20 protein-coding genes are annotated in these 22,674 nt (G+C 63.9%); 16 read left to right on the top strand and 4 right to left on the bottom strand.

Annotation, left to right across the window (positions count from 1 at the left end; translation table 11 throughout):
• Position 1 precedes the first annotated feature (1 nt).
• Positions 2–376: a hydroxyisourate hydrolase gene (gene uraH / locus FFS37_RS00790; protein ID WP_137929028.1), complete on the bottom strand. Its 375-nt coding sequence runs from the start codon at positions 374–376 to the stop codon at positions 2–4.
• A gap of 184 nt (positions 377–560) precedes the next feature.
• Between uraH and puuE the strand changes: the two genes are divergently transcribed.
• From puuE to FFS37_RS00720, 14 genes are all read left to right on the top strand, one after another.
• A complete protein-coding gene (gene puuE, locus FFS37_RS00785) occupies positions 561–1,979 on the top strand; it encodes an allantoinase PuuE (protein WP_137929027.1) in 1,419 nt (472 codons plus the stop codon).
• 11 nt (positions 1,980–1,990) lie between these two features.
• Complete coding sequence (locus FFS37_RS00780) at positions 1,991–2,854, top strand: bifunctional allantoicase/(S)-ureidoglycine aminohydrolase (RefSeq protein WP_137929026.1); 864 nt, start codon at positions 1,991–1,993, stop codon at positions 2,852–2,854.
• Entirely contained in the window at positions 2,851–3,342 is a 492-nt protein-coding gene (locus FFS37_RS00775; RefSeq protein ID WP_137929025.1) for an ureidoglycolate lyase, read from the top strand. Before FFS37_RS00780 ends, FFS37_RS00775 begins: the two co-directional genes overlap by 4 nt.
• 57 nt (positions 3,343–3,399) lie before the next feature.
• Positions 3,400–3,993 (top strand): nucleoside deaminase, encoded by a 594-nt coding sequence (locus tag FFS37_RS00770; RefSeq protein ID WP_137929024.1) that lies wholly within the window; start codon positions 3,400–3,402, stop codon positions 3,991–3,993.
• Positions 3,994–4,096: 103 nt separating this feature from the next.
• Entirely contained in the window at positions 4,097–6,082 is a 1,986-nt protein-coding gene (locus FFS37_RS00765) for a CocE/NonD family hydrolase (RefSeq protein ID WP_137929692.1), read from the top strand.
• 155 nt (positions 6,083–6,237) lie between these two features.
• Positions 6,238–7,824 carry an ABC transporter substrate-binding protein gene (locus FFS37_RS00760; RefSeq protein ID WP_137929023.1) on the top strand — a complete coding sequence of 529 codons (1,587 nt, stop codon included), beginning with the start codon at positions 6,238–6,240 and terminating at the stop codon, positions 7,822–7,824.
• 16 nt (positions 7,825–7,840) lie between these two features.
• Positions 7,841–8,800: an ABC transporter permease gene (locus FFS37_RS00755; RefSeq protein WP_137929022.1), complete on the top strand. Its 960-nt coding sequence runs from the start codon at positions 7,841–7,843 to the stop codon at positions 8,798–8,800.
• Positions 8,801–8,810: 10 nt separating this feature from the next.
• Complete coding sequence (locus FFS37_RS00750) at positions 8,811–9,635, top strand: ABC transporter permease (protein ID WP_137929021.1); 825 nt, start codon at positions 8,811–8,813, stop codon at positions 9,633–9,635.
• A complete protein-coding gene (locus FFS37_RS00745) occupies positions 9,635–11,290 on the top strand; it encodes an ABC transporter ATP-binding protein (RefSeq protein ID WP_137929020.1) in 1,656 nt (551 codons plus the stop codon). The genes FFS37_RS00750 and FFS37_RS00745 overlap by 1 nt, the downstream gene beginning before the upstream one ends.
• Before the next feature lie 121 nt (positions 11,291–11,411).
• On the top strand, positions 11,412–12,998 hold the full coding sequence (locus FFS37_RS00740) for an ABC transporter substrate-binding protein (RefSeq protein WP_137929019.1): 1,587 nt from the start codon (positions 11,412–11,414) through the stop codon (positions 12,996–12,998).
• A gap of 83 nt (positions 12,999–13,081) precedes the next feature.
• A complete protein-coding gene (locus FFS37_RS00735) occupies positions 13,082–13,921 on the top strand; it encodes an alkaline phosphatase family protein (protein WP_137929018.1) in 840 nt (279 codons plus the stop codon).
• A 266-nt stretch (positions 13,922–14,187) separates the two neighbouring features.
• A complete protein-coding gene (locus FFS37_RS00730; protein WP_137929017.1) occupies positions 14,188–14,754 on the top strand; it encodes a sigma-70 family RNA polymerase sigma factor in 567 nt (188 codons plus the stop codon).
• Positions 14,751–15,419: an anti-sigma factor gene (locus tag FFS37_RS00725; RefSeq protein ID WP_137929016.1), complete on the top strand. Its 669-nt coding sequence runs from the start codon at positions 14,751–14,753 to the stop codon at positions 15,417–15,419. The genes FFS37_RS00730 and FFS37_RS00725 overlap by 4 nt, the downstream gene beginning before the upstream one ends.
• Positions 15,409–16,872, top strand: coding sequence for a S8 family serine peptidase (locus FFS37_RS00720; RefSeq protein ID WP_137929015.1), 1,464 nt, complete (start codon positions 15,409–15,411; stop codon positions 16,870–16,872). Before FFS37_RS00725 ends, FFS37_RS00720 begins: the two co-directional genes overlap by 11 nt.
• 15 nt (positions 16,873–16,887) lie before the next feature.
• Here the strand turns inward: FFS37_RS00720 and FFS37_RS00715 are convergent, their stop codons facing one another.
• The 3 genes from FFS37_RS00715 to FFS37_RS00705 all read right to left on the bottom strand — a co-directional run bounded on the left by FFS37_RS00715 (position 16,888) and on the right by FFS37_RS00705 (position 19,646).
• The gene (locus FFS37_RS00715; RefSeq protein WP_137929014.1) at positions 16,888–17,685 is read right to left on the bottom strand and encodes a transglutaminase domain-containing protein; all 798 of its coding nucleotides are present in this window, start codon (positions 17,683–17,685) and stop codon (positions 16,888–16,890) included.
• 128 nt (positions 17,686–17,813) lie between these two features.
• Entirely contained in the window at positions 17,814–18,467 is a 654-nt protein-coding gene (locus tag FFS37_RS00710; protein WP_137929013.1) for a hypothetical protein, read from the bottom strand.
• Between the two features lie 156 nt (positions 18,468–18,623).
• Entirely contained in the window at positions 18,624–19,646 is a 1,023-nt protein-coding gene (locus FFS37_RS00705) for a substrate-binding domain-containing protein (RefSeq protein WP_137929012.1), read from the bottom strand.
• Positions 19,647–20,011: 365 nt separating this feature from the next.
• On the opposite strand from FFS37_RS00705, the gene FFS37_RS00700 reads away from it, so the two are divergent.
• Together FFS37_RS00700 and FFS37_RS00695 are read left to right on the top strand one after the other, a co-directional pair.
• Positions 20,012–21,367 carry an ABC transporter substrate-binding protein gene (locus tag FFS37_RS00700; protein WP_137929011.1) on the top strand — a complete coding sequence of 452 codons (1,356 nt, stop codon included), beginning with the start codon at positions 20,012–20,014 and terminating at the stop codon, positions 21,365–21,367.
• 292 nt (positions 21,368–21,659) lie between these two features.
• Complete coding sequence (locus FFS37_RS00695) at positions 21,660–22,673, top strand: carbohydrate ABC transporter permease (RefSeq protein WP_137929010.1); 1,014 nt, start codon at positions 21,660–21,662, stop codon at positions 22,671–22,673.
• The last annotated feature ends 1 nt before the right edge of the window (position 22,674 follow it).

The following is a 22,674-nucleotide window of genomic DNA, read 5'->3' as shown; positions in this document are numbered from 1 at the left end:
GTCAGCTCCCCCGATAGGTCGAGTATCCGTAGGGCGAAATCAAGAGCGGGACATGATAATGCCGCTGCTCCGCCATGCCGAAGCGGATCGGCACGCTGTCGAGAAATGCGGGCTCGGGCAGCTTCGTACCCTGGCCGCGCAGATAATTGCCGGCAGCGAATACCAATTCATATTCACCGGTGCGGAACTCCTGGCCGGCGAGCAGCGGCGCGTCACAGCGGCCGTCGGAATTGGTGACGACGCTCTTCAAAAGCGCCCGGGCCGAACCGTCTATACGGTAGAGCGCGATCGACAGTCCCGCAGCCGGCTTGCCGGTTGCCGTGTCCAGGACATGGGTCGTCAGACGCCCGCCATCGGCTTTCGACGTTTCTGCCATTGGCCGCCTCCCATCCAGGTACATCAGAACACTAGTGATGAATTGTGCGCCAATTAAAGGCGATGCATAAGTCCCGGTCGAGCGGAGCGCGACAAAAACAGTTTCAAAAATTTTGAGGGGAATGCACGGGCAGGCCTTTCGATATTCTGATCATACTTCCGGTTATGCCGGGTGTGGAGGGACGATGCGTTACGAAAGAGACATGCGTGGCTACGGGGCCAATCCGCCGGATCCGAAATGGCCTGGCGGTGCGCATGTCGCGGTCCAGTTCGTCGTCAATTACGAAGAGGGCGGCGAGAATTGCGTCCTCCATGGCGACAAGGCGTCGGAGGCCTTCCTGTCGGAAATCGTCGGCGCCGCGCCCTGGGTCGGCCAGCGCCACTGGAACATGGAATCGATCTACGAATATGGCGCGCGGGCCGGCTTCTGGCGCCTGCTGCGGCTGTTCAGCGAAGAGCAGGTACCTGTCACCTGCTACGGCGTCGCCACGGCACTGGCGCGCTCGCCCGACCAGGTCACAGCCATGCAGGAGGCCGGCTGGGAGATGGCCTCGCACGGGCTCAGATGGATCGACTACCGCGACCACAGCGCCGAGGACGAGCGCCGCGATCTCGAAGCGGCGATCAAGCTGCACTACGAGGTCACCGGCCAGCGGCCGACCGGCTGGTATACGGGGCGCACCTCCGTCAACACGGTTCGTCTCGCCGCCGAAGAAGGCGGCTTCGACTACGTTTCCGATACCTATGACGACGAACTGCCCTACTGGTTCGAGCATGAGAGCGGCACGCAGCTCATCATCCCCTACACGCTCGATGCCAACGACATGCGCTTCGCCACGCCGCAAGGCTTCAACTCGGGCGACCAGTTCTTCGCCTATCTCAAGGACAGTTTCGACACGCTCTATGCCGAAGGCAAAGCCGGCAGGCCGCGCATGATGAACATCGGCCTGCACTGCCGCCTCGTCGGCCGGCCGGGACGGGTCGCGGCGCTGAAGCGCTTCGTCGACTATGTCAAATCGCACGACAAGGTCTGGCTGGCGCGGCGCATCGACATTGCCCGCCACTGGCGGGAGAACCATCCCTACGCGCCGGCGGTGCTGCGCCCGTCGAAGATGGAATTCGAGACCTTCGTTCACACTTTCGGCGGCGTGTTCGAGCATTCGCCGTGGATCGCCGAGCGGGCCTACGAACTGGAGCTCGGCCCGGCGCATGACACGGCGGGCGGCCTGCACAATGCGCTGTGCCGCATTTTCCGGGGCGCCAGCGAGACGGAGCGGCTCGGCGTGCTCAACGCCCATCCCGACCTTGCCGGCAAGCTGGCCAAAGCCAGGCGGCTGACGGCAGAATCGGCCAGGGAACAGGCCTCCGCCGGCCTCGACGCGCTGACCGACAAGGAACGCGAACTGTTTTCCAAGCTGAACGCCGCCTACGTCACCACGTTCGGCTTCCCCTTCATCATCGCGGTGAAGGGCAAGACCAAGGAGCAAATCCTGGCCGAATTCGAAACCCGCATCGGCAACAGCCGTGGCGCCGAATTCGACACAGCCTGCAAGCAGGTCGAGCGCATCGCCCTGCTCCGGCTGAAGGACATGCTCCCGCAATAGGATCAAGGCCAATGGATATGATCAAGACGTCCGAGCGAACCTATTACGCCCCCCATGGCGGCCACCCCGGCCAGAACGAGCTCCTGACGGGACGCGCCGTCTTCACCGAAGCCTATGCCGTCATCCCCAAAGGGGTGATGCAGGATATCGTCACCAGCCCGCTGCCCTTCTGGGACGAGACGAGGGCCTGGATCATCGCGAGACCCCTGTCGGGCTTCGCCGAGACGTTTTCGCAGTACATCGTCGAGGTCCTGCCCGGCGGCGGCAGCGACCGACCCGAGCCCGACGCCGGCGCCGAGGGCGTCCTGTTCGTGGTCGAGGGCGAACTCACCGTGTCCCTCGCCGGAAAAAAGCATGTGCTGGCGCCCGGCGGCTTTGCCTTCCTGCCGCCGGCAAGCGGCTGGACGGTGCGCAACCACGGCGGGGTCGCCGTGCGCTTCCACTGGATCCGCAAGGCCTATGAGGCCGTCGAGGGCCTGGATACGCCGGAAGCCTTCTTCTCCAGCGACCAGCAGGTGGCGCCCAGCCCGATGCCCGGCACCGAGGGCCGATGGGCGACGACCCGCTTCGTCGATCCCGCCGACATGCGCCATGACATGCACGTCACCATCGTCACGCTGGAGCCGGGCGCGGTCATTCCCTTCGCCGAGACGCATGTGATGGAGCACGGGCTCTATGTGCTGGAAGGCAAGGCGGTCTATCGGCTGAACCAGGACTGGGTCGAGGTCGAGGCCGGCGACTTCATGTGGCTGCGCGCCTTCTGCCCGCAGGCCTGTTATGCCGGCGGCCCCGGCAAGTTCCGCTATCTGCTCTACAAGGACGTCAACCGGCACGCCAAGCTGGGCGGGGCGGGCTTCGGCGGTCGCGCGCGGTGACCCGTATCGTCGCGCGGCCGCTGACCCGTGAGGCCTTCGCCGCCTTTGGCGATGTCATCGACATGGGCGGCGACAACCATTATCCGATCAATGGCGGCAGGGCCGAGCGCTATCATGATCTGGCGACCGCCGAGGCGGCAGGGCCGAACGCCCGCGTGCTCATCTCGATGGTGCGCGGCACGCCCTATGAATTGCCACTGAAGCTGACCATGGTCGAACGCCACCCTTTCGGCAGCCAGGCCTTCATACCGCTGTCGCCGCGTCCGTTCCTGGTTGTCGTGTGCCATGACGGCAAGGAAGGGCCGGGCGAGCCGCATGCCTTCATCACGACGCCCGGGCAAGGCATCAATTATTCACGCAATCTCTGGCACGGCGTGCTGACGCCGCTCGGCGAGCCCCAGGATTTCCTGATCGTCGACCGTGGCGGCGACGGCTCCAACCTCGAGGAATTCCATTTCTCGCACGCCTACGAGATCCATCTCCCTTGATGTCTTTGTGCATATCGTCACCCCGAAACGGGGCGACATCCGACAGGAGCCCCGCTGATGACCGATGTTTCGCTGATCGACCGCCTGCTCGACGTCATCGAGCATGACATCGTGCCGAAGACGGCTGAAGGCGTTGCCCATGGCAACAAGCTGTTCGGCGCCGCGATCCTGCGCAAGGACGACCGCTCGCTGGTGCTGGCCGAGACCAATAACGAGATGGAGAACCCGCTCTGGCATGGCGAGGTGCATTGCCTGAAGCGGTTCTACGAAATGCCCAGGGCCGAACGCGTCGACGCCAAAGACGCCATCTTCATCGCCACGCACGAGCCCTGCTCGCTCTGCCTGTCGGCGATCACCTGGACCGGATTCGACAATTTCTACTATCTCTTCAGCCACGAGGATTCCCGGGACAGCTTCGCCATCCCGCACGATCTGAGAATTCTGAAAGAGGTCTTCACCCTCGATCCCGGCGGCTACAATGCCGAGAACGCCTACTGGAAGAGCTTTTCGATACGCCGGCTGGTCCGTGCGCTGCCGGAGGCCGAGCGCAACCGGCTGGAGACGCGGATAGGCAAGATCGCGGCGCGCTACGACGACCTGTCAAACGCCTACCAGGCGAGCAAGGGTGAAAACGATATTCCGCTGAACTAGACGTTCCGAGACGGGAGACCGGTCGGCGGCCAAGTCGCATATTTCGCTGCTCCAGTCGCGAATGGCGATTGAAAGTCGCCTCGGCACCGGGCGTTATGGCGCCATGAAAATCATCACCGAGTTTCCCCGCAAGGTCGTCGAATTTCCCGACATGGGCATCGTCATGCCCGACGGCTGCCGGTTATCGGCGCGGATCTGGATGCCGCAAGATGCGGGCGACGATCCCGTGCCCGCCATCCTTGAGCACCTGCCCTACCGCAAGCGCGACGGCACCATCTTTCGCGATCAGCTGACGCATCCCTATTTCGCCGGCCACGGCTACGCTTCGATCCGTGTCGACATGCGCGGCAATGGCGATTCCGAGGGGTTGATGGACGACGAATATTCCGAACAGGAATTGCAGGACGCCTGCGACGTCATCGCCTGGGCGGCGGCTCAGCCCTGGTGCAACGGCAATGTCGGCATGATGGGCATTTCCTGGGGCGGCTTCAACTGCCTGCAAGTGGCGGCCAAAGGCCCGCCAGCGCTGAAGGCGGTGATCAGCCTGTGCTCGACGGTCGACCGCTATGCCGACGACATCCATTACAAGGGCGGCTGCCTGCTGCTCGAAAATTTCGGCTGGGCCTCGACGATGCTGTCCTATTCGTCGCGGCCGCCGGATCCGGCGATTGCCGGGGACAACAGATGGCGCGACCTGTGGCTGACGAGGCTGGAGAACCAGTCGTTCCTGCTGCCCCTCTGGCTGCGGCACCAGCACCGCGATGCCTATTGGAAGCGGGGCTCCATCTGCGAGGATTTTTCCGCGGTCAAGGCAGCCGTGCTGTCGATCGGCGGCTGGCATGACGGCTACCGCAACACGATCTCCAACCTCGTCACCAACATCGAAGCGCCGGTGAAGGGCATCGTCGGCCCGTGGATTCACAAATACCCGCATTATGCCGGGCCGCAACCGGCGATCGGCTTCCTGCAGGAAGCGCTGCGCTGGTGGGACCACTGGCTGAAGGGCGCCGAGACGGGCGTCGAAGCCGATCCGGCCTACCGCGCCTATGTGATGGACAGCGTACGCCCCGCCCGCTGGCACCCCGAGCGGCCCGGCCGCTGGGTCGCGGAGCGGCAATGGCCGTCGCCGGCTATCAAGGCCGAGGTGATCGACCTGATCGGGGACGCGGGCAAGCCGGCCATTGTTGCCTCGCCACAGACCTGCGGCCTTGCGGGCGGCGAGTATTTTCCCTTCACCTTCGGCCCTGAATTGCCGGGCGACCAGCGGCCGGACGATGCGCTGTCACTGTGTTTCGACCAGCCGGCGCTCGGCGAAGCGATCGACATCGTCGGCGCGCCGGAGCTTCTGATCCGCGTGGCGTCCAACCGGCCGCAGGCCAATGTCGCGGTCCGGCTGTGCGACGTGCACCCAGATGGCGCCTCGGAACTGATCTCCTACGGCGTCTTGAACCTGACGCATCGCCAGTCGCACGAATTCCCGCAGGCGCTGGTTCCAGGCGAAGCCGTGTCGGCGCGCGTCGTGCTCGACCAGTGCGCCTATCGCGTGCCGGCCGGCCACCGCCTGCGCATCGCCGTCTCCACCGCTTACTGGCCCGCCATCTGGCCCTCGCCGGAGCCGGTCCAGCTCGATCTCTCCGCAGCGACGCTCAAGCTGCCGCTTCGCCCGCTGGCGACAGGCGACGAGGCGACCTTCGGCGAACCGGAAGGCGCCACGCCGTGGGCAACCGAGACGGTGCGCGCCACCAGTTCCGAACGCCATGTCGATCGCGACGAGAAGACCGGCATCGTCACATTGTCGATAACGGATGACTTCGGCGAGGTGCGCGACCTCGACCACGGGCTCGTCAACGGCAGCATCGTGCGCGAGACCTGGACGATCCACCCCGACGATCCCCTGGCGGCCTCGGGAAAGACGCACTGGACACAGACCTTGTCGCGAAATGGATGGTCGGTGCGCACCGAAACATTGGCTGAGATGCGATCCGACGCGCAAAACTTCATCGTCGGCGCCAGAATCGAGGCCTACGAGGGCAACAAACTCGTTTTCGAGCGCAATTTCGAGGAGATTGTCCCGCGCTCGCTGGTGTGAGCTTCTCCGCTATTGGTCCAAATACGACGCGCCATTTACGCCACGGCATGTCGCATTCGGTCTTGCCTGCCGCTTTCCCTTGCGGTCATTATTCCCCTTAACAACAAGCAAGAAAATCGACCGCAGAGTCGAACCAACAGAGTGAGGAACTCAAAATGTCGAACGAACTGGAATTCCTTAGCCGGCGTGTCGCGTCCGGCAAACTGAGCCGTCGTGATTTCCTTGGCCGGGCGGCAGCGCTCGGCATTGCCGCTCCCTTCGCCAATTCGCTGCTTTCAAGCGCTGCTCGCGCCGCCGGTCCGGTCAAGGGCGGCACGCTGAAGGCCGGTCTGGTGGGCGGTGAATCGACCAACAGCCTCGATCCGGCGCTGATGATGACGCAGGTGCCGTTCGCCTTCGGCAAGTGCTGGGGCGAAATGATCGTCGAGCTTTCGCCGGAGGGCAAGCTCGAGAACCGCATCGCCGAGGAGATCGGCTCGTCCAAGGACGCCAAGGTGTGGACGCTGAAGATCCGCGACGGCATCGAATTCCACAACGGCAAGACCGTGACCGCCGACGACGTGGCCGCCACGCTCGAGCGCCATTCGGACGAGAAGTCGAAATCCGGCGCGCTCGGCTACATGAAGGGCATCGAAACCATCAAGGCCAGCGGCAAGGAAGTGGTGCTGACGCTGAAGGAGGCCAATGCCGACCTTCCCTACCTGCTCAGCGACTATCACCTGATCGTCCAGCCCAATGGCGGCAAGGACAAGCCCGATGCCGGCATCGGCGCCGGCCCGTACAAGGTCGTCACCAACGAGCCGGGCGTGCGCCATGGCGGCGAGCGCTTCGCCAACTACTGGCAGGGCGACAAGATGGGCCATGCCGACCAGATCGAAGTCATCGTCATCAACGATGCGACGGCGCGCACGGCGGCCCTGCAGGGCGGCCAGGTCAACATGATCAACCGCGTCGAGCCGAAGATCGTCGACCTGATCAAGCGCGTGCCGGGCGTGACCATCCGCAACCATGCCGGCCCGGGCCACTATGTCTTCATCATGCACTGCAACACGGCGCCGTTCGACAACAACGACCTCAGAATGGCGCTGAAGCTCGCGATCGACCGCGAGGAGATGCTGACCAAGGTGCTGCGCGGCTATGGTTCGCTCGGCAACGACTTCCCGATCAATGCTTCCTACCCGCTGTTCACCGAGATCGAGCAGCGCAAATACGATCCCGACAAGGCCAAGTTCCACTACAAGAAATCAGGCCATGACGGCACGGTGCTTCTGCGGACCTCGGATGTCGCCTTCCCCGGCGCCGTCGATGCCTCGCAGCTCTTCCAGCAGAGCGCGGCCAAGGCCGGCATCAAGATCGAACTCAAGCGCGAACCCGGCGACGGCTACTGGAACGAGGTCTGGAACAAGCAGCCCTTCTGCGCCTCCTACTGGGGCGGCCGCTCGACGCAGGACCAGATGTACTCGACCGCCTACCTGTCGACCGCCGACTGGAACGACACGCGTTTCATGCGTCCGGACTTCGACAAGATGGTGCTGGCGGCTCGTGCCGAACTGGACGAGACCAAGCGCAGGCAGATGTACCACGACATGGCCGTTCTGGTGCGCGACGAAGGCGGCCTGATCCTGCCGATGTTCAACCAGTTCATCGATGCCACCGGCGCCAAGGTCGACGGCTGGGTGGACGATCCGCACCAGGAGTTGATGAACGGCTACGCCCTGGCGAAGTGCTGGCTGCAGGCCTGAGTCCGGCTTTGCAGAGATGTCTTCACCCATTCTGAGACTAATCGCCCAGCGCATTGCGCTGGGCATCCTCCTTTTGTTGGCCATATCGGTCCTGATCTTCGCCGGCACGCAGATCCTGCCCGGCGACGTCGCGCAAGCCATTCTGGGACAGTCGGCGACGCCCGAGTCGCTCGCCAATCTGCGCGAGCAGCTCGGTTTGAACGAACCGGCCTATCTCAGGTATTTCCACTGGCTCGGCGGCGTCCTGACCGGCGACCTCGGTACGGCCATGTCGAGCGGCCAGGATATCGCCACCTCGATCAAGGGCCGGCTCTGGAACACGCTGTTCCTCGCCTTCTGGGCGGCGATCGTGGCGGTGCCGCTGGCCATCATCCTGGGCCTGATCGCGGTGCGCTACCGCAATGGCTGGGTCGACAAGCTGATCTCCGGACTGGCGCTCGCCTCGACATCGTTCCCCGAATTCTTCATCGGCTACCTCCTGGTCTATTTCTTCGCCGTGAAATGGCAGATCTTCCCCGCCATCTCGACCGTCTATGACGGCATGCCGTTCGGCGAGCGCATGCAGGCGATCGCCCTGCCGGCGACGGCGCTGACGCTTGTCGTGCTCGCTCACATGATGCGCATGACGCGCGCGGCGATCCTCAACGTCATGCAGTCGGCCTATGTCGAGACGGCCGAGCTCAAGGGGCTTTCCGCCTTCGCGGTCATCCGCAAGCACGCCTTTCCGAACGCCATCGCGCCGATCATCAATGTCGTGATGCTCAACCTCGCCTATCTCATCGTCGGCGTCGTCGTGGTCGAGGTGATCTTCGTCTATCCTGGCATGGGGCAATACCTGGTCGACCATGTCACCAAGCGCGACGTGCCTGTCGTGCAGGCGGTCGGCCTGATCTTCGCCGCCGTCTACATCAGCCTCAACATCATCGCGGACATAGCGGCGATCGTCGCCAATCCGCGTCTGCGGCATCCAAAGTGAGGGGGCGGGCATGCTTGACATAAGACGCATCCCCATCCCCGCATTGATCGGCCTGGTGCTGACGGCGCTGTTCGTGCTGGCGGCAGTCTTCGCGCCGTGGATCTCGCCGCATGACAATGCCGAGATCGTCGGCGACGTCTGGGAACCGATGTCGGCGGCGCACTGGCTGGGCACCGACAATCTCGGCCGCGATCTCCTGTCGCGCATGATCTTCGGCGCCCGCATCACGCTGTTCATCGCCGTGCTCGCCACCGCGCTGTCCTTCTCGCTCGGCGCCATACTGGGCTTCTCGGCGGCGGTGTTCGGCGGCTGGTTCGACACCATCCTATCGCGCCTCGTCGACCTCCTGATGTCGATCCCGACGCTGATCATGGGGCTGGTCGTGCTTTCGGTGCTGCCGACGAACCTGGTGACGCTGATCCTGGTGATGGGCATTCTCGATTCGACGCGCGTCTACCGCCTGGCGCGCGCCGTCGCCGTCGACATCAACGTCATGGATTATGTCGAGGCCGCCAAGCTGCGCGGCGAAGGCAGTGCCTGGATCATCTTCCGGGAAATCCTGCCCAATGCGCTGTCGCCGCTGGTCTCCGAGTTGGGGCTGCGCTTCATCTACGCGGTGCTGTTCCTGTCGACGCTTTCGTTCCTCGGGCTCGGCGTACAGCCGCCGGATGCCGACTGGGGCGGCATGGTCAAGGAGAACAAGGACGGTATCGTCTTCGGCATTGCCGCAGCCCTCATCCCGGCCGGGGCGATCGCGGCACTGGCGATCTCGGTCAACCTCGTCGCCGACTGGGTGCTCAACCGCACGACAAGCCTGAAGGGAGGACGCGGCTGATGGCTGACGGCAAGGCAAAGTCCACCCCGCTGCTCGACATCCGGAATTTGCGCATCGAGGCGACGGTCTATCCGCCCGGCGAGGCGCCAAAGACCATCACGCTCGTCCATGACGTCTCGCTGACGCTGGAGAAGGGCAAGGTGCTGGGGCTGATCGGCGAGTCCGGCGCAGGCAAGTCGACCATCGGCCTGTCGTCGATGGGTTACGGCCGTGGCGGCGTGCGCATCACCGGCGGCGAGGTCATCCTCAACGGGCGCGATATCCTGAAGGGCGGCAAGGAAGGCTTCCGGAAGCTGCGCGGACGCGAGGTCTGCTATGTCGCGCAGTCGGCGGCAGCCGCCTTCAATCCGGCGCACAGGCTGATGGACCAGGTCGTGGAAGCCACCCTGCTGCATGGCACGGCGACGCGGGCGGAGGCCGAGAAGCGGGCCGTCGCGCTGTTCAGGAAGCTCAGCCTGCCCAACCCCGAAACGATCGGCGAGCGCTTTCCGCACCAGGTCTCGGGCGGCCAGCTGCAGCGTGTCATGACGGCGATGGCGCTGTGTTCGGAGCCGGACCTGATCGTCTTCGACGAACCGACCACGGCGCTCGACGTGACGACGCAGATCGACGTGCTGTCGGCGATCAAGGACGCCATCCGCGACACCCATGTCGCCGCGCTCTACATCACCCATGATCTCGCCGTCGTCGCGCAGGTGTCCGACGAGATCATGGTGCTGCGCCATGGCCGGCTGGTCGAATGGGGCGGCACGAGGCAGATCATCAAGGAGCCGCGCCAGGAATACACCAACGCGCTGGTTTCGGTGCATGAGATCGAGCATTCCGAGCAGAAGCCCGGCGCCACGCCTTTCCTGTCGGTAAAGAACGTCACCGCCGCCTATGGCGGCGGCCAGGTCAAGGTGCTGAAGAACGTCTCGGTCGATATCTATCCGGGCCAGACGCTGGCCGTGGTCGGCGAGTCCGGCTCGGGGAAGTCGACGCTGGCGCGCGCGATCACCGGGCTGCTTCCGCCCGAGCAGGGCAGCGTCACCTTCGACGGGCGGCCGCTGGCCAACCGGCTTGCCGACCGGCCGAAGGAGGATCTGCGCCAGCTGCAGATGATCTACCAGATGGCCGACGTGGCGATGAACCCGCGCCAGACTGTCGGCACCATCATCGGCCGGCCGCTCGAATTCTATTTCGGCATGCGCGGCAGGGAGCGCGACAAGCGCGTCGCCGAACTGCTCGACGAGATCGAAATGGGCAAGGGCTTCATCGACCGCTATCCGGCCGAGCTTTCAGGCGGGCAGAAGCAACGCGTCTGCATCGCCCGTTCGCTTGCCGCCAAGCCCAAACTGATCATCTGCGACGAGGTGACGTCGGCACTCGATCCGTTGGTGGCCAACGGCATCCTCAAGCTGCTTTTGAACCTGCAGGAGCACGAGAAGGTGGCTTATCTCTTCATCACCCACGACCTGGCGACCGTGAAGTCGATCGCCGATTCGATCGCGGTGATGTATCGCGGCGAAGTGGTCCGTTACGGCTCGAAGAGCAAGGTGCTGACGCCACCCTTCGATGCCTATACCGACCTTCTGCTGTCGTCGGTCCCGGAAATGGAGATCGGCTGGCTGGAAAAGGCAATCAAGGGCCGGCGCATGGCCAGCGCGGGGAATTAGGGAGCGGCTGGGGGAGGACCATCGTCATCAGCATGCAACACTAGGGCGCCACACGTCCTGCGGACGGGCGCCGCTGGTGTGACGTTGTTTTTGTCACGTTATTTTCAACAAGGGGTAGGACATGAAGACTGAACTCGACCATCTCGCTGAACTCGCCGGCAAGGGCCGGATCTCGCGTCGCGACTTCCTTGGCCGCACCGCGGCTCTTGGTGTATCCGCCGCGCTGGCGACGACCCTGGCCGGGAAAGCCTTCGCGCAGACGCCGGTCAAGGGCGGCATCCTCAAGGCCGGCCTGCAGGGCGGCGAATCGACCAACAGCCTCGACCCGGCGCTCAACCTCAGCCAGGTCACCTACAGTTTCAGCAAGCAGTGGGGCGAGTATCTTGTCCGGCTGAGCCCGGACAACAAGCTGGTCAACCTGATCGCCGAGGATATCGGCGCTTCCAAGGACGCCAAGACATGGACCATCAAGGTCCGTGACGGCATCGAATTCCACAATGGCAAGACGGTCAACGCCGAAGACGTCGCCGCCACCATCGAGCGCCATGCCGACGAGAAGTCGAAGTCGGGCGCGCTCGGCATCCTCAAGAACATCAAGGGCGTCAAGGCGAGCGGCAAGGAAGTGATCGTCACGCTGGGCGACGCGGATGCCGACTTCCCCTATCTGATGGCGGACTACCATCTCGTCATCCAGCCGAATGGCGGCAAGGACAACCCCAATGCCGGCATCAGCGCCGGCCCCTACAAGGTCACCGTCAACCAGCCGGGCGTACGTCATGGCGGCGAACGCTTTGCCAACTACTGGCAGGGCGACAAGGCCGGCCATGCCGACCAGGTCGAAATCGTCGTCATCAACGACGCGACGGCGCGTCTCGCCGCCCTGCAAGGTGGCCAGGTCCACATGATCAACCGCGTCGAACCGAAGGTGGTCGACCTGGTCAAGCGCATCCCCGGCGTCAGCATCGAGAACGTTTCGGGCAAGGGCTACTACCCGTTCAACATGTTCTGCGACACCGCGCCCTTCGACAGCGGCGATCTGCGCATGGCGCTCAAGCTCGCCATGGATCGTGACGAGATGCTGGAGAAAATCCTGCGCGGCTACGGCTCGGTCGGCAACGACTTCCCGATCAACGAAGCCTATCCGCTGTTTACCGCCATCGAGCAGCGCAAATTCGATCCGGAAAAGGCCGCCGCGCTCTACAAGAAGTCCGGCCATAGCGGCTCGATCCTGCTGCGTACCTCCGATGTCGCCTTCCCCGGCGCGGTCGATGCCGCCCAGCTCTACCAGCAGAGTGCAGCCAAGGCCGGTATCAAGATCGAGATCAAGCGCGAGCCTGGCGACGGCTATTGGTCGGAAGTCTGGAACAAGCAGCCCTTCTCGCTCTCCTATTGGGGCGGCCGCGCCACGCAGGACCAGATGTATTCCACCGGTTACGTCTCGACCGCCGACTGGAACGACACGCGCTTCAAGCGGCCGGAATTCGACAAGATGCTGTTCACCGCGCGCGGCGAGCTCGACCAGGACAAGCGCAAGGCGATCTACCACGACATGGCGGTCATGATGCGCGACGAAGGCGGCCTGATCGTGCCCTTCTTCAACCAGTTCATCGACGCGGCTGCGACCAACAAGATCAGCGGCTGGGTCAAGAACCCGATCGGCGAAATGATGGATGGATACGCACTCGGCGAATGCTGGCTGAACGCCTGACATCCAACTGAGGCTGACAAGCGCCGCGTGTCCATGCGACACGCGGCGCTGTTGTTTAAACGGACAATCTCGGGAACCAGCCCATGGCGCTCCAATCCAAGCTTTTGCTGATAATCCTCGATGGCGTTCCCTACCGGAACTGGCGTCGGCTGATGGGCAATCTCGAAGGCTGGGTGCAATCGGGCGAGGCGCGGGTGTGGAAGATGCGCTCGGTGCTGCCGTCGACCTCGGCCTGCTGTTATGCCTCGATCCATACCGGCGTGTCGCCGCAGGTACATGGCATCCTGTCCAACGAGAACCGCTTCCGGGTCAGACAGCCCGACATCTTTTCCGAGGTCAGCAAGGCCGGCGGCAAGACCGGCGCGGTGACACATTCCTACTGGTCGGAATTCTTCCGCTCCTATCCTTTCGACCTGGTCGAGGACATGGAATATGACGAGCCGGGCGGGCCGATCACGCACGGCCGCTTCCACACCATGACCGGCTACAATGCCCGCAACCAGATGACGCCGAGCGACGTCGACCTGTTCGCGACGCTGACCATGCTGACCAGGCGCCACGGCATCGACTACGGCATCCTGCACACCTGCACGCTGGATTCGATGGGCCATCGCTTCGGCCACGACTGCCACGAGATGGACCATGCCGTTTACGCCATGGACGGCATGCTGGCGGCCTTCCTGCCGGGCTGGATCGAGGCCGGCTACGAGGTGATGGTCACCGCCGACCACGGCCAGACCGACCGTGGTCACCATGGCGGCCATGACGACGAGATGCAGGATTTCGCGCTGTATTATTTCGGATCCGGCAAGGGACCGGAAGCAGGTACGCTGCTCGACCAGTTGCAGTTGGCGCCCACGGTGCTGAGCCGGCTCGGGGTGGCTGTGCCCCCGACGATGCAGGCGAAGCCGTTTCTGGATTGAGCGCGACGTTGGCGCCCCCTCTCCCCGTCCCTATACGGGGAGAGGGTAAGGGTGAGGGGCAGCGCTGACGCCAGAGATAGCCCAATGCCGGCGCCGCCCCTCATCCGCCTGCCGGCACCTTCTCCCCGTATAGTGACGGGGAGAAGGGCGACACTCTGGCAACCTCTCCTTTCTTCAGTTAGCCTCCGAAAATTCCTTGGCGGAGGATGAACCTTTTTGGACCGATCAGCGACAGAGCAGGCAGGAGCCAGGCGGCTCGACCGGCCATGACGGCGGCGACGGAAACCGATCGTGCGCTGGTCGACCGGGTCGCGAAGGGCGACCGGGCCGCCGTTCGGCTCCTGTTCATGCGCCACCACGCGCGGGTCTACCGCTTCGTGGCGCGCCAGACGGGATCGGAAATGATGGCTGACGATATCGCGAACGAGGTGTTTCTCGAACTGTGGCGCCAGGCGCCCGGCTTCGAAGGGCGCTCCGAAGTCTCGACATGGCTGCTCGGCATCGCCCGCTTCAAGGCGCTGTCGTTGCTGCGCAAGAAGAAGGAAGACTGGATCGACGACGAGGCCGCCGCCGCCGTACCCGACGGCGCCGACACGCCGGAAGTCGTCACCATGAAGGAGGACAAGGCCGCCGCCCTGCGCCGGCTGATCGACGCCCTGCCCGAGGAGCACCGCACGGTGATCGACCTTGCCTACTACCAGGGACAGTCGGTGACCGAGATCGGCGAGGTGCTCGACATACCGGTCGCCACCGTGAAGACAAGAATGTTCTACGCCCGCAAGAAACTCGGCGAGGCCCTCAAGGCCGCCGGTTACGACAGGGGGTGGCCATGAGCGCCGCTGAAAAGATGTCGCGCCGCGACGAAATGGAAACGCTGCTGCCGTTCTACCTGAACGGCTCGCTCGAAGGTTCGGAACTGGAGGCCGTCGAGGAATGGCTGGCCAGCGACCCGGCAGCCCTTGCCGCGCTCGGCGAGGCTGAAGCGGAATTCTCCGGCACGTCGGCCGCCAATGAGGCGATCCGGCCGCCAGCGGACGCGCTGAGCCGCTTCGCCAAGGCGCTCGAAGCGGAGGCCGGACCGGTCCGCAAGCCGGCTGGCTCGTCCTTCCTTGCCCAGGCCTGGGCCCGCTTCATGGCGGTGCCTGTCGGCGTCGCCTGGGCGGCGGCAGCTGTCCTGCTGGCGCTGGTCATGGTGCAGTCCCTGGTGCAGCCGGGCGGCAAGGGCAAGGATTTCGAGATCGCCGGCACCGAAGACGATCTGGCGAAGATGCCCTTCGCGCTGGTGAAATTCAAACCGGACGCGAAGATGTCCGATATTTCCGCCTTCCTCGGCGGCAATGGGCTGAAGATCATCGGCGGGCCGACCGCCGACGGCGTGTTCCGGCTCGGCGTTCCCGCCGCCAACGCGGCAGATTACGCCAAACAACTCGGCCTTATTGCCGCCCAGCCTTTCAGCGAGACTGTGATGGAGGGAAGGAAACCGGCTGATGGCGGCTGAGGCGGTCATTCGATTTGCGGCGGTCCTTGCGGCGGCGATGACAATCGCCGCCGTGCCCGCGTCGGCGCAGACCAATGATTCCAATGCCGACCGAACCAACATCGACTGCCGCAATCCGGCCAACGCCAAGGCGCCCGACTGCGCCAAGGACAATGGCGGCGGCACAGGTTCCGGTTCAGGGGCAGCGCAGCCCGGCGCCGTCTTTCTCCCGGCGCTGATCGTCGACCTGTTTCCCAATCCGGCCGAAAGTCCGGTGCCGGTGCCGACACCCGCTCCACGCCAGGATACGGGCGGCGGCACGTCGCCGGCGGCGCCCGCGGACACGCAACCTGGAACCTCGGCCGGTGGCCCGATCGTGTCGCCGAGCGATCTCATCGCCGTTCAGCCGCCGCGCGCCGTCAGCGGCGAATTCGTCCCCGACGAGGTTCTGGTGACGGTCGATGGCGATGCCGGCGCGGTGCAGCAGATCGCGGCTTCCTTCGGGCTCGAAGTGCGCTCGCAGCGGCAATCGCGGCTGCTTGGCACCACGCTGGTGCGGTTCGGCATTCCAGACGGCCGTCCCGTCGGCGTCGTGCTGGCCCAGCTTGCCGCCGACGGCCGCACCCAGCGGCGCGAACCCAACCATATCTATTCGCTGCAGCAGGCCGCAGGCATCGTCAACTATGCCTTCGACCGCATCGTCCTCGATCCCAAGCAGGCGAGCGGCGAGAATGTGCGCGTCGCCGTCATCGATACCGGCATAGACGACACCAATCCGGCACTGGCCGGCGTTATCGCCGGGCAGTTCGACGCCATGCCCGACGTGCCGGTCGAAAAGCGCGACCACGGCACCTCCGTCGACGGGCTGATCGCCGGCGTCGGCGCGCTGGAAGGCATGGCGCCGGGCGCGAGAATCTATCACGCCCGCGCCTTCGAGGGCGGCAAGTCGACCATGGACGTCATCCTGTCGGCGCTGGACTGGGCGGCGAGCCAGGATGTGCGCATCATCAACATGAGCTTTGTCGGGCCGAAGAACGACCTGCTCGGCGCCGCCTGCCGCAATGCGCGTGCGCTGGGCATCGTGCTGGTCGCCGCCGCCGGCAACAATGGGCCGAAAGCGCCCTATGGCTACCCGGCCGCCTTCGACGGCGTCATCGCGGTGACGGCCACCGACGCCAAGGACCAGTTGATGCCGCAGGCCAATCGCGGACCCTATGTGTTCATTTCGGCTCCGGGCGTGGAGATGATAGCGCCGAGCGGCGCGGGCTCGGATGTGGTGACCGGCACCTCGTTCGCGGCGGCCATCGTCAGCGGCGCCATCGCCAACCTCATCCATGCCGCTCCGGAGCGTACGGCCGATGACATCGAGACCGCACTCGCCAAAACCGCCAGGGATCTCGGCGGACACGGCCGCGACAGCGATTTCGGTTATGGGCTGCTGGACGTGAAGGCGGCGGAAGCGGCGAAGCAGTGACGCCGCGTTGGCGGATCACCGTTCCAACCAGTCTGGCATAACCTCGATCAGCGGCTGATCCGGGCGTGCGGCCAGACTATCAAGCAACTGCATTTTGTCGTCTGGAGCCGATCGTTTGTGTTGCGGCGCCTCGCGCCAGCGATCCCAATTCGAGGTCTCGCGACCATTCAGCACATAGTGGTCGCGCAGCACGTTGATCTTCAGGAACCACCAGCCGACGACGCTACCGTGGCCGAATGCACCCGGATCGGCCTCCGCCCGGCGGCACATCAGCCAGGCTTCTCCCGCCGGCACGAAGAACCGACGCGGCACATCGGCGGAATCAAATTCAATGCGGTTCCTTTGCCGTAGCATGTGATCGATCTGGGCATCGCTGAGGCGCCATGTGCCGGTCATGGAATCCCAGTATTCGCAAACCCAGTGGTCTTCCCATTCGCTGCCAAAATAGGCGGCGAAGCCGCATCGCACGCGGGCTGGAACGCCCCTGCAACGCAAGAAGGAGCAGAGTGCGAGCGCGAAATCGCGGCAGGTGCCGGTGGATCGCTTGTCAGCCGGCCGCTGGACCTCAAGAGGCCGTGGATCCCGCTTCAGGACATCATCCAGCCGCTCGCCGATGGGCAACGTTCTGCGTGCCGTTGGATGGAGCGTCGCCTCATCGAGGCCGTACTCTCTTGCCCAGTCGGCATGCACCAGCAAGCCCTGGATGATCTGGTTGAGGGGTCCGACGCCTGCCGGCAGGGTCGCGATCGCACCGACGTGCCGTCCCGGATCGGACATCTGGCTATGAACCAGCCAACGATCCGCGCCCTCCATGTCGGCTCTCCGTTCCTCAGCCAAGGCCCGCTCCATCAATCAAAACTGATTTTCTCGCTGCGAGCAAGGCTGGCAAAGGGTGGTCAGGCACATCATCGTCGATCTCTGGATCCGGCGTACGCTGCCTATCAAGCCGCTGGGAGCTGCCGGGGTCGGCCGATTTGCAGAAGCAAGGCGGATGCAAGACAAACCCCGACGACAACCAATCCAATTATGACAAGCCATCGCATCAGCACCGCCTGCTCATCATGGCCGATGACGCGGTAGAGGCCGTTGATCTCGACCATTTCCGGGCCGGACAACCGCTTCTTGGGCAGCGTTCGGTCGGTGTAGAAATATTTGGTCATCGCGTTGAATTCGAGGTCGCTTCCGTTGAACATTTCGGTGGGGTTCAGATCTGAAGTGACATGCCCCTCATAAGGGAGCTCCTGTGTGGCGCGGATATCAACATTGTCGAAGTCCGGCTTCGTCGCGCCCGGATGAAACCAGCCTGGCGAAAACACCGTGAATGACCCGGAGCGGTGCAGATGGGTAATCGGCTGATTGACGATTTCGACCACTTTCCGTTCTGTCCGTGCGGCTTCCCTATTTGCCGTTTCGATGCCTGGCAATGTCCAGAAGATTGCGACAGCGACGGCCAGCAAAAGGCCCGTCAAGCCAACCAGAAACACGATATGGCCGACAGGGCGCGCGGCTCTCGCGGGACGCTGAACCGCGGCAGAGGGGGCGCGGTGCTCGCGCCCGCGTCGTCCGAAAACCGTGCCGGACTGATCGGTGTTCATCCGCTCATGTTGTGACAGGCAGGCTAAAGCGGCGTTAACAGGTCCGGGCCAAGGCTGGGAACTCTGCCGTCCGCGCCCTCTTCCGGCCCCACCATCGGCTTCATTGCTTTTGCTACGGATACCAAAGCCGCCCTGTGAGTCAGGATTTCTTGCAGTTCAGGCGGGGGCTCCCGCCACCGAGCCCCTCACCACAAGGTCGACCGGCCAGACCTCGCCGCGCGCGCCCTCTTCCAGCCCTGATATGCGCGCCGCGAGCCGCTCGGCTACCCGTGCTCCGGCAAGCCGGATGGACGAGCGTGTCGTCGACAGCGGCACGGAAAAGTTCTCGGGCTTCAGCCAGGGAAAGACGTCGTCATGGGCGATCAGCGATACGTCGCCGGGAATGCTGAGGCCGAGATCGCGTACCGCGCGCACCACGCCCAGCGCCATGATCAGGCTGGAGCAGGCAATTGCCGTGGGGGCGTCGCTTGCCTCCAGCAGGCGCCTGGCGGCGCGATAGCCGTTCTCCTCGGTCATGACGAGGGAGCAGACATGGCGTTCGCCCAAGGTCAGCCCGCTCGCCGCGAGCGCGCGGCGGACGCCACGTTCGCGATGGATGGCGAAGGTCTCGCGGTCGTCTCCATTGATGAGCGCCAGCCGCCTATGGCCGAGCTGGACCAGCAGCCGCGCGGCCTCGTGGAAGGCGCCCTCATTGTCGATGTCGAGATAGGGATAGCCGAAATCGAACCCCTCGCTGCGGCCATGGACGATGAAGGGAATTTTGAGCGTGCTGACCAGAGCCACCCGGCTGTCGCTGGGCCTGGGCGAGGAAATATAGACGGCATCGACCTGCCGGTTGGCGACGATGCGCCGGTAGGTGGTCTCCTGGTCGTCGGCGTCGGCCGGCGACAGCACGAGATCGAGTTCGTGCGAGCGGGCATAGTCGCCCAGGCCGGACAGAAACTCCACGAAGTGCGGGTCGATGTCGACGGCAGTGCCGGTCGGCAGCACATAGCCGATCATGCCGGACTTGCCGGTGGCCAGCCGGCGCGCGCTCGGATTCGGGCGATAGCCGTGGCGCTTGGCGGCGTCCATGACGCGCCTGCGCGTCTCCTCGTTGACCTCCGGGTAGCCGTTCAGCGCCCGGCTTACCGTGGTCTGCGAGAGCGCCAGCATGTGCGCGAGCTGCTTGAGGTTCACGAGAGGCCTCCCTGCCTCAAAGCGCTTTTAAATTGAATCGACCCAAGCGTTGCAAGGGTTGTGACTGCAGGAAGATGAGCATAGGCGTGCCGGGCTCGAATTTGAAACGAAAATTGCCGTTAAAGCTTCAAAAAAGCATGCTGCAACGCAGTATCGAGCGCCGCCGCGCTCGAAGTTAAATCGATTAGTTTACCGATGCCTCTTGACTCCTGACCGATTCAATGGCGTGATCCCGAGAGCCAAAGCGCTTTGGAAGACTCTTCGAAAGGTTGCGGTTCCCTTGCGAGTGAGTCACAGTCCTGCGGCGTCGGCGGGCGGAATGGAGGTTCCGTCCGGTGCATGTGACCCACTGGGAGGGAATACCGATGAAGAAAATGCTTTTGCTGGGTGTTGCGTTTTCCGCGCTCGCCCTTAGCGCGCCCGCGCAGGCCGAACTGAAGTTCAAGCCCGGCGAGGATGCGAAATTTCACTGGGCAAATTTCGAAGACCTGAAGAAGGTCGACCTCAAGGGCGAGACGCTGTCGATCTTCGGACCGTGGCGCGGCGAGGACGAGACGCTCGTGCGCTCGGTGCTCGATTATTTCGCCGAGGCAACAGGCGCCGAGGTCAAATATTCCTCGTCAGAGAATTACGAACAGCAGATCGTCATCGACACCCAGGCCGGCAGCCCCCCCAACATCGCCGTCCTGCCGCAGCCGGGCCTTATCCAGGATCTGGCTTCCAAGGGCGTGCTGACGCCGCTGGGCGACGACGTGGCCGCCTGGATCAAGGAAAACTACGCCGCCGGCGACTCCTGGGCCAAGCTCGGCACCTATACGGGCAAGGACGGGAAATCCGCCTTCTACGCCTTCCCCTACAAGATCGACGTGAAGGGCCTGGTCTGGTACTCCCCCGACAATTTCGAGGAAGCCGGCTACAAGGTGCCGAAGACCCAGGAAGAGCTTGCCGAGCTCGAGAAGAAGATCATCGCCGACGGCGGCAAGCCCTGGTGCATCGGCCTGGGTTCGGGCGGCGCCACCGGCTGGCCGGCGACCGACTGGGTCGAGGACATCATGCTGCGCACGCAGCCGCCGGAAGTCTACGACAAATGGGTGAAGAACGAGATCCCCTTCACCGATCCGGCCGTGGTCAACGCCATCGACATCTTCGGCAAGATCGCGACTGACGACAAGATGGTGGACGGCGGCGCCAAGGCGGTGGCGGCGACCGACTTCCGCGACAGCCCGAAGGGCCTCTTCACCGTGCCGCCCAAATGCTACATGCACCACCAGGCATCGTTCATTCCCTCCTTCTTTCCGGAAAACGTGAAGCTCGGCCAGGATGCGGACTTCTTCCCCTTCCCGCCCTACGCCTCCAAGCCGGAACTCGGCACGCCGCTGGAAGTCGCCGGAACCCTGGTGATGATCACCAAGGACTCCAAGGCGTCCCGCGAGTTCATCAAGTTCCTGCAGATGCCGCTCGCGCATGAACTGTGGATGGCGCAGAAGAGCTTCGTCACTCCGTTCAAGTCGGCCAACAAGGACGCCTATGGCAGCGATGCGCTGAAGAAGCAGGGCGAGATCCTGGTCGGCGCCACGACGGTGCGCTTCGACGGCTCCGACCTGATGCCCGGCAAGGTCGGCGCTGGCTCGTTCTGGACCGGCATGATCGATCTGGTCGGCGGCAAGTCCGCGCAGGACGTCGCCGCCGAAATCCAGAAGAGCTGGGACGCCATCAAGTAGGTCGCGACAGGCGGCCTTGGAGCCGGATGATTTCAGGTCGGTTCGACCTGAAATCAGAACCCGCCTCTCAATCAAGAAAGTAGAGCATGGTGCCGTCCGAAAACCGCTTCGCACCTTTCGGCATCATGCTCTAGCACCTTCCTGATCCCGCTGCCGGGTCCGGGCTTCGGCCCGGGTCCTACCGGCGCCCGCGCCGGAAGCCTTCGCGTTCCGATTGTTTTGAACAATTCACAAGTCGGCGCATCCGATCGCCAGCATTGCCTGGCCGGTCATGCGCAGGGGAGAGGAACCCATGGCGGCTCAGATTTTCTCGGCCATATTCGTCATCATCATCGGCGTCGGCGGTTGTGTCGCCTATTTCTGGGGCGCCAACAAACTGCTCGACCTGATCTTTCCCTCGCGCGGCGTCTCCGGCACGGCGGCCGTCAACAATCTGCGCCGGCAAGGATTGATCCGTCCCTGGCTTTTCGTCGGTCCGGCGATGATCATCCTGACCATCTACCTGATCTACCCGGTGATCGCGACGCTGTGGCTCTCGTTCTTCGACCGCGGCGGCACCGGCTTCGTCGGCGTCGCCAACTATGAGTGGGCTTTGCGCGACCCGGATCTGCGAAACGCCATCCTGAACAACTTGTTGTGGCTGGCCGTGGTGCCGGCGGCCTGCACTTTCCTCGGCTTGATCATCGCCGTGCTGACCGACAAGATCTGGTGGGGCACGATCGCCAAGAGCCTGATCTTCCTGCCGCTGGCGATCTCCTTCGTCGGCGCCAGCGTGATCTGGAAGTTCATCTACGAATACCGCGGCGAGGGCCAGGTTCAGATCGGCCTGCTCAACGCCATAATCCAGCATTTCGGCGGTCAGCCGCAGGTCTGGATATCGCTGCCGTTCTGGAACAATTTCTTCCTGATGATCATCCTGATCTGGATCCAGACCGGCTTTGCCATGGTCATCCTGTCGTCAGCCCTGCGCGGGATTCCGGAAGAGACACTCGAGGCAGCGGTGATCGACGGCGCCAATCCGTTCCAGATCTTCTGGAAGATCATGGTGCCGCAGATATGGGGAACGATCGCCGTCGTGTGGACCACCATCACCATCCTGGTGCTGAAAGTGTTCGACATCGTGCTGACCATGACCAACGGCCAATGGAACAGCCAGGTGCTCGCCAACCTGATGTTCGACTGGATGTTCCGCGGCGGCGGCGACTTCGGCCGTGGCGCGACCATCGCCATCATCATCATGATCGCGGTCATCCCGATCATGGTCTGGAACATCCGCCAGGCGAACAAAGAGACGGGAGGACACTGAC

It is taken from the genome of Mesorhizobium comanense (genome assembly GCF_005503535.1).
Taxonomy (GTDB): Bacteria; Pseudomonadota; Alphaproteobacteria; order Rhizobiales; family Rhizobiaceae; genus Mesorhizobium; species Mesorhizobium comanense.
The sequence above is the reverse complement of the archived record's forward strand: the minus strand, read 5'-3'. Positions and strand labels throughout refer to the sequence as shown.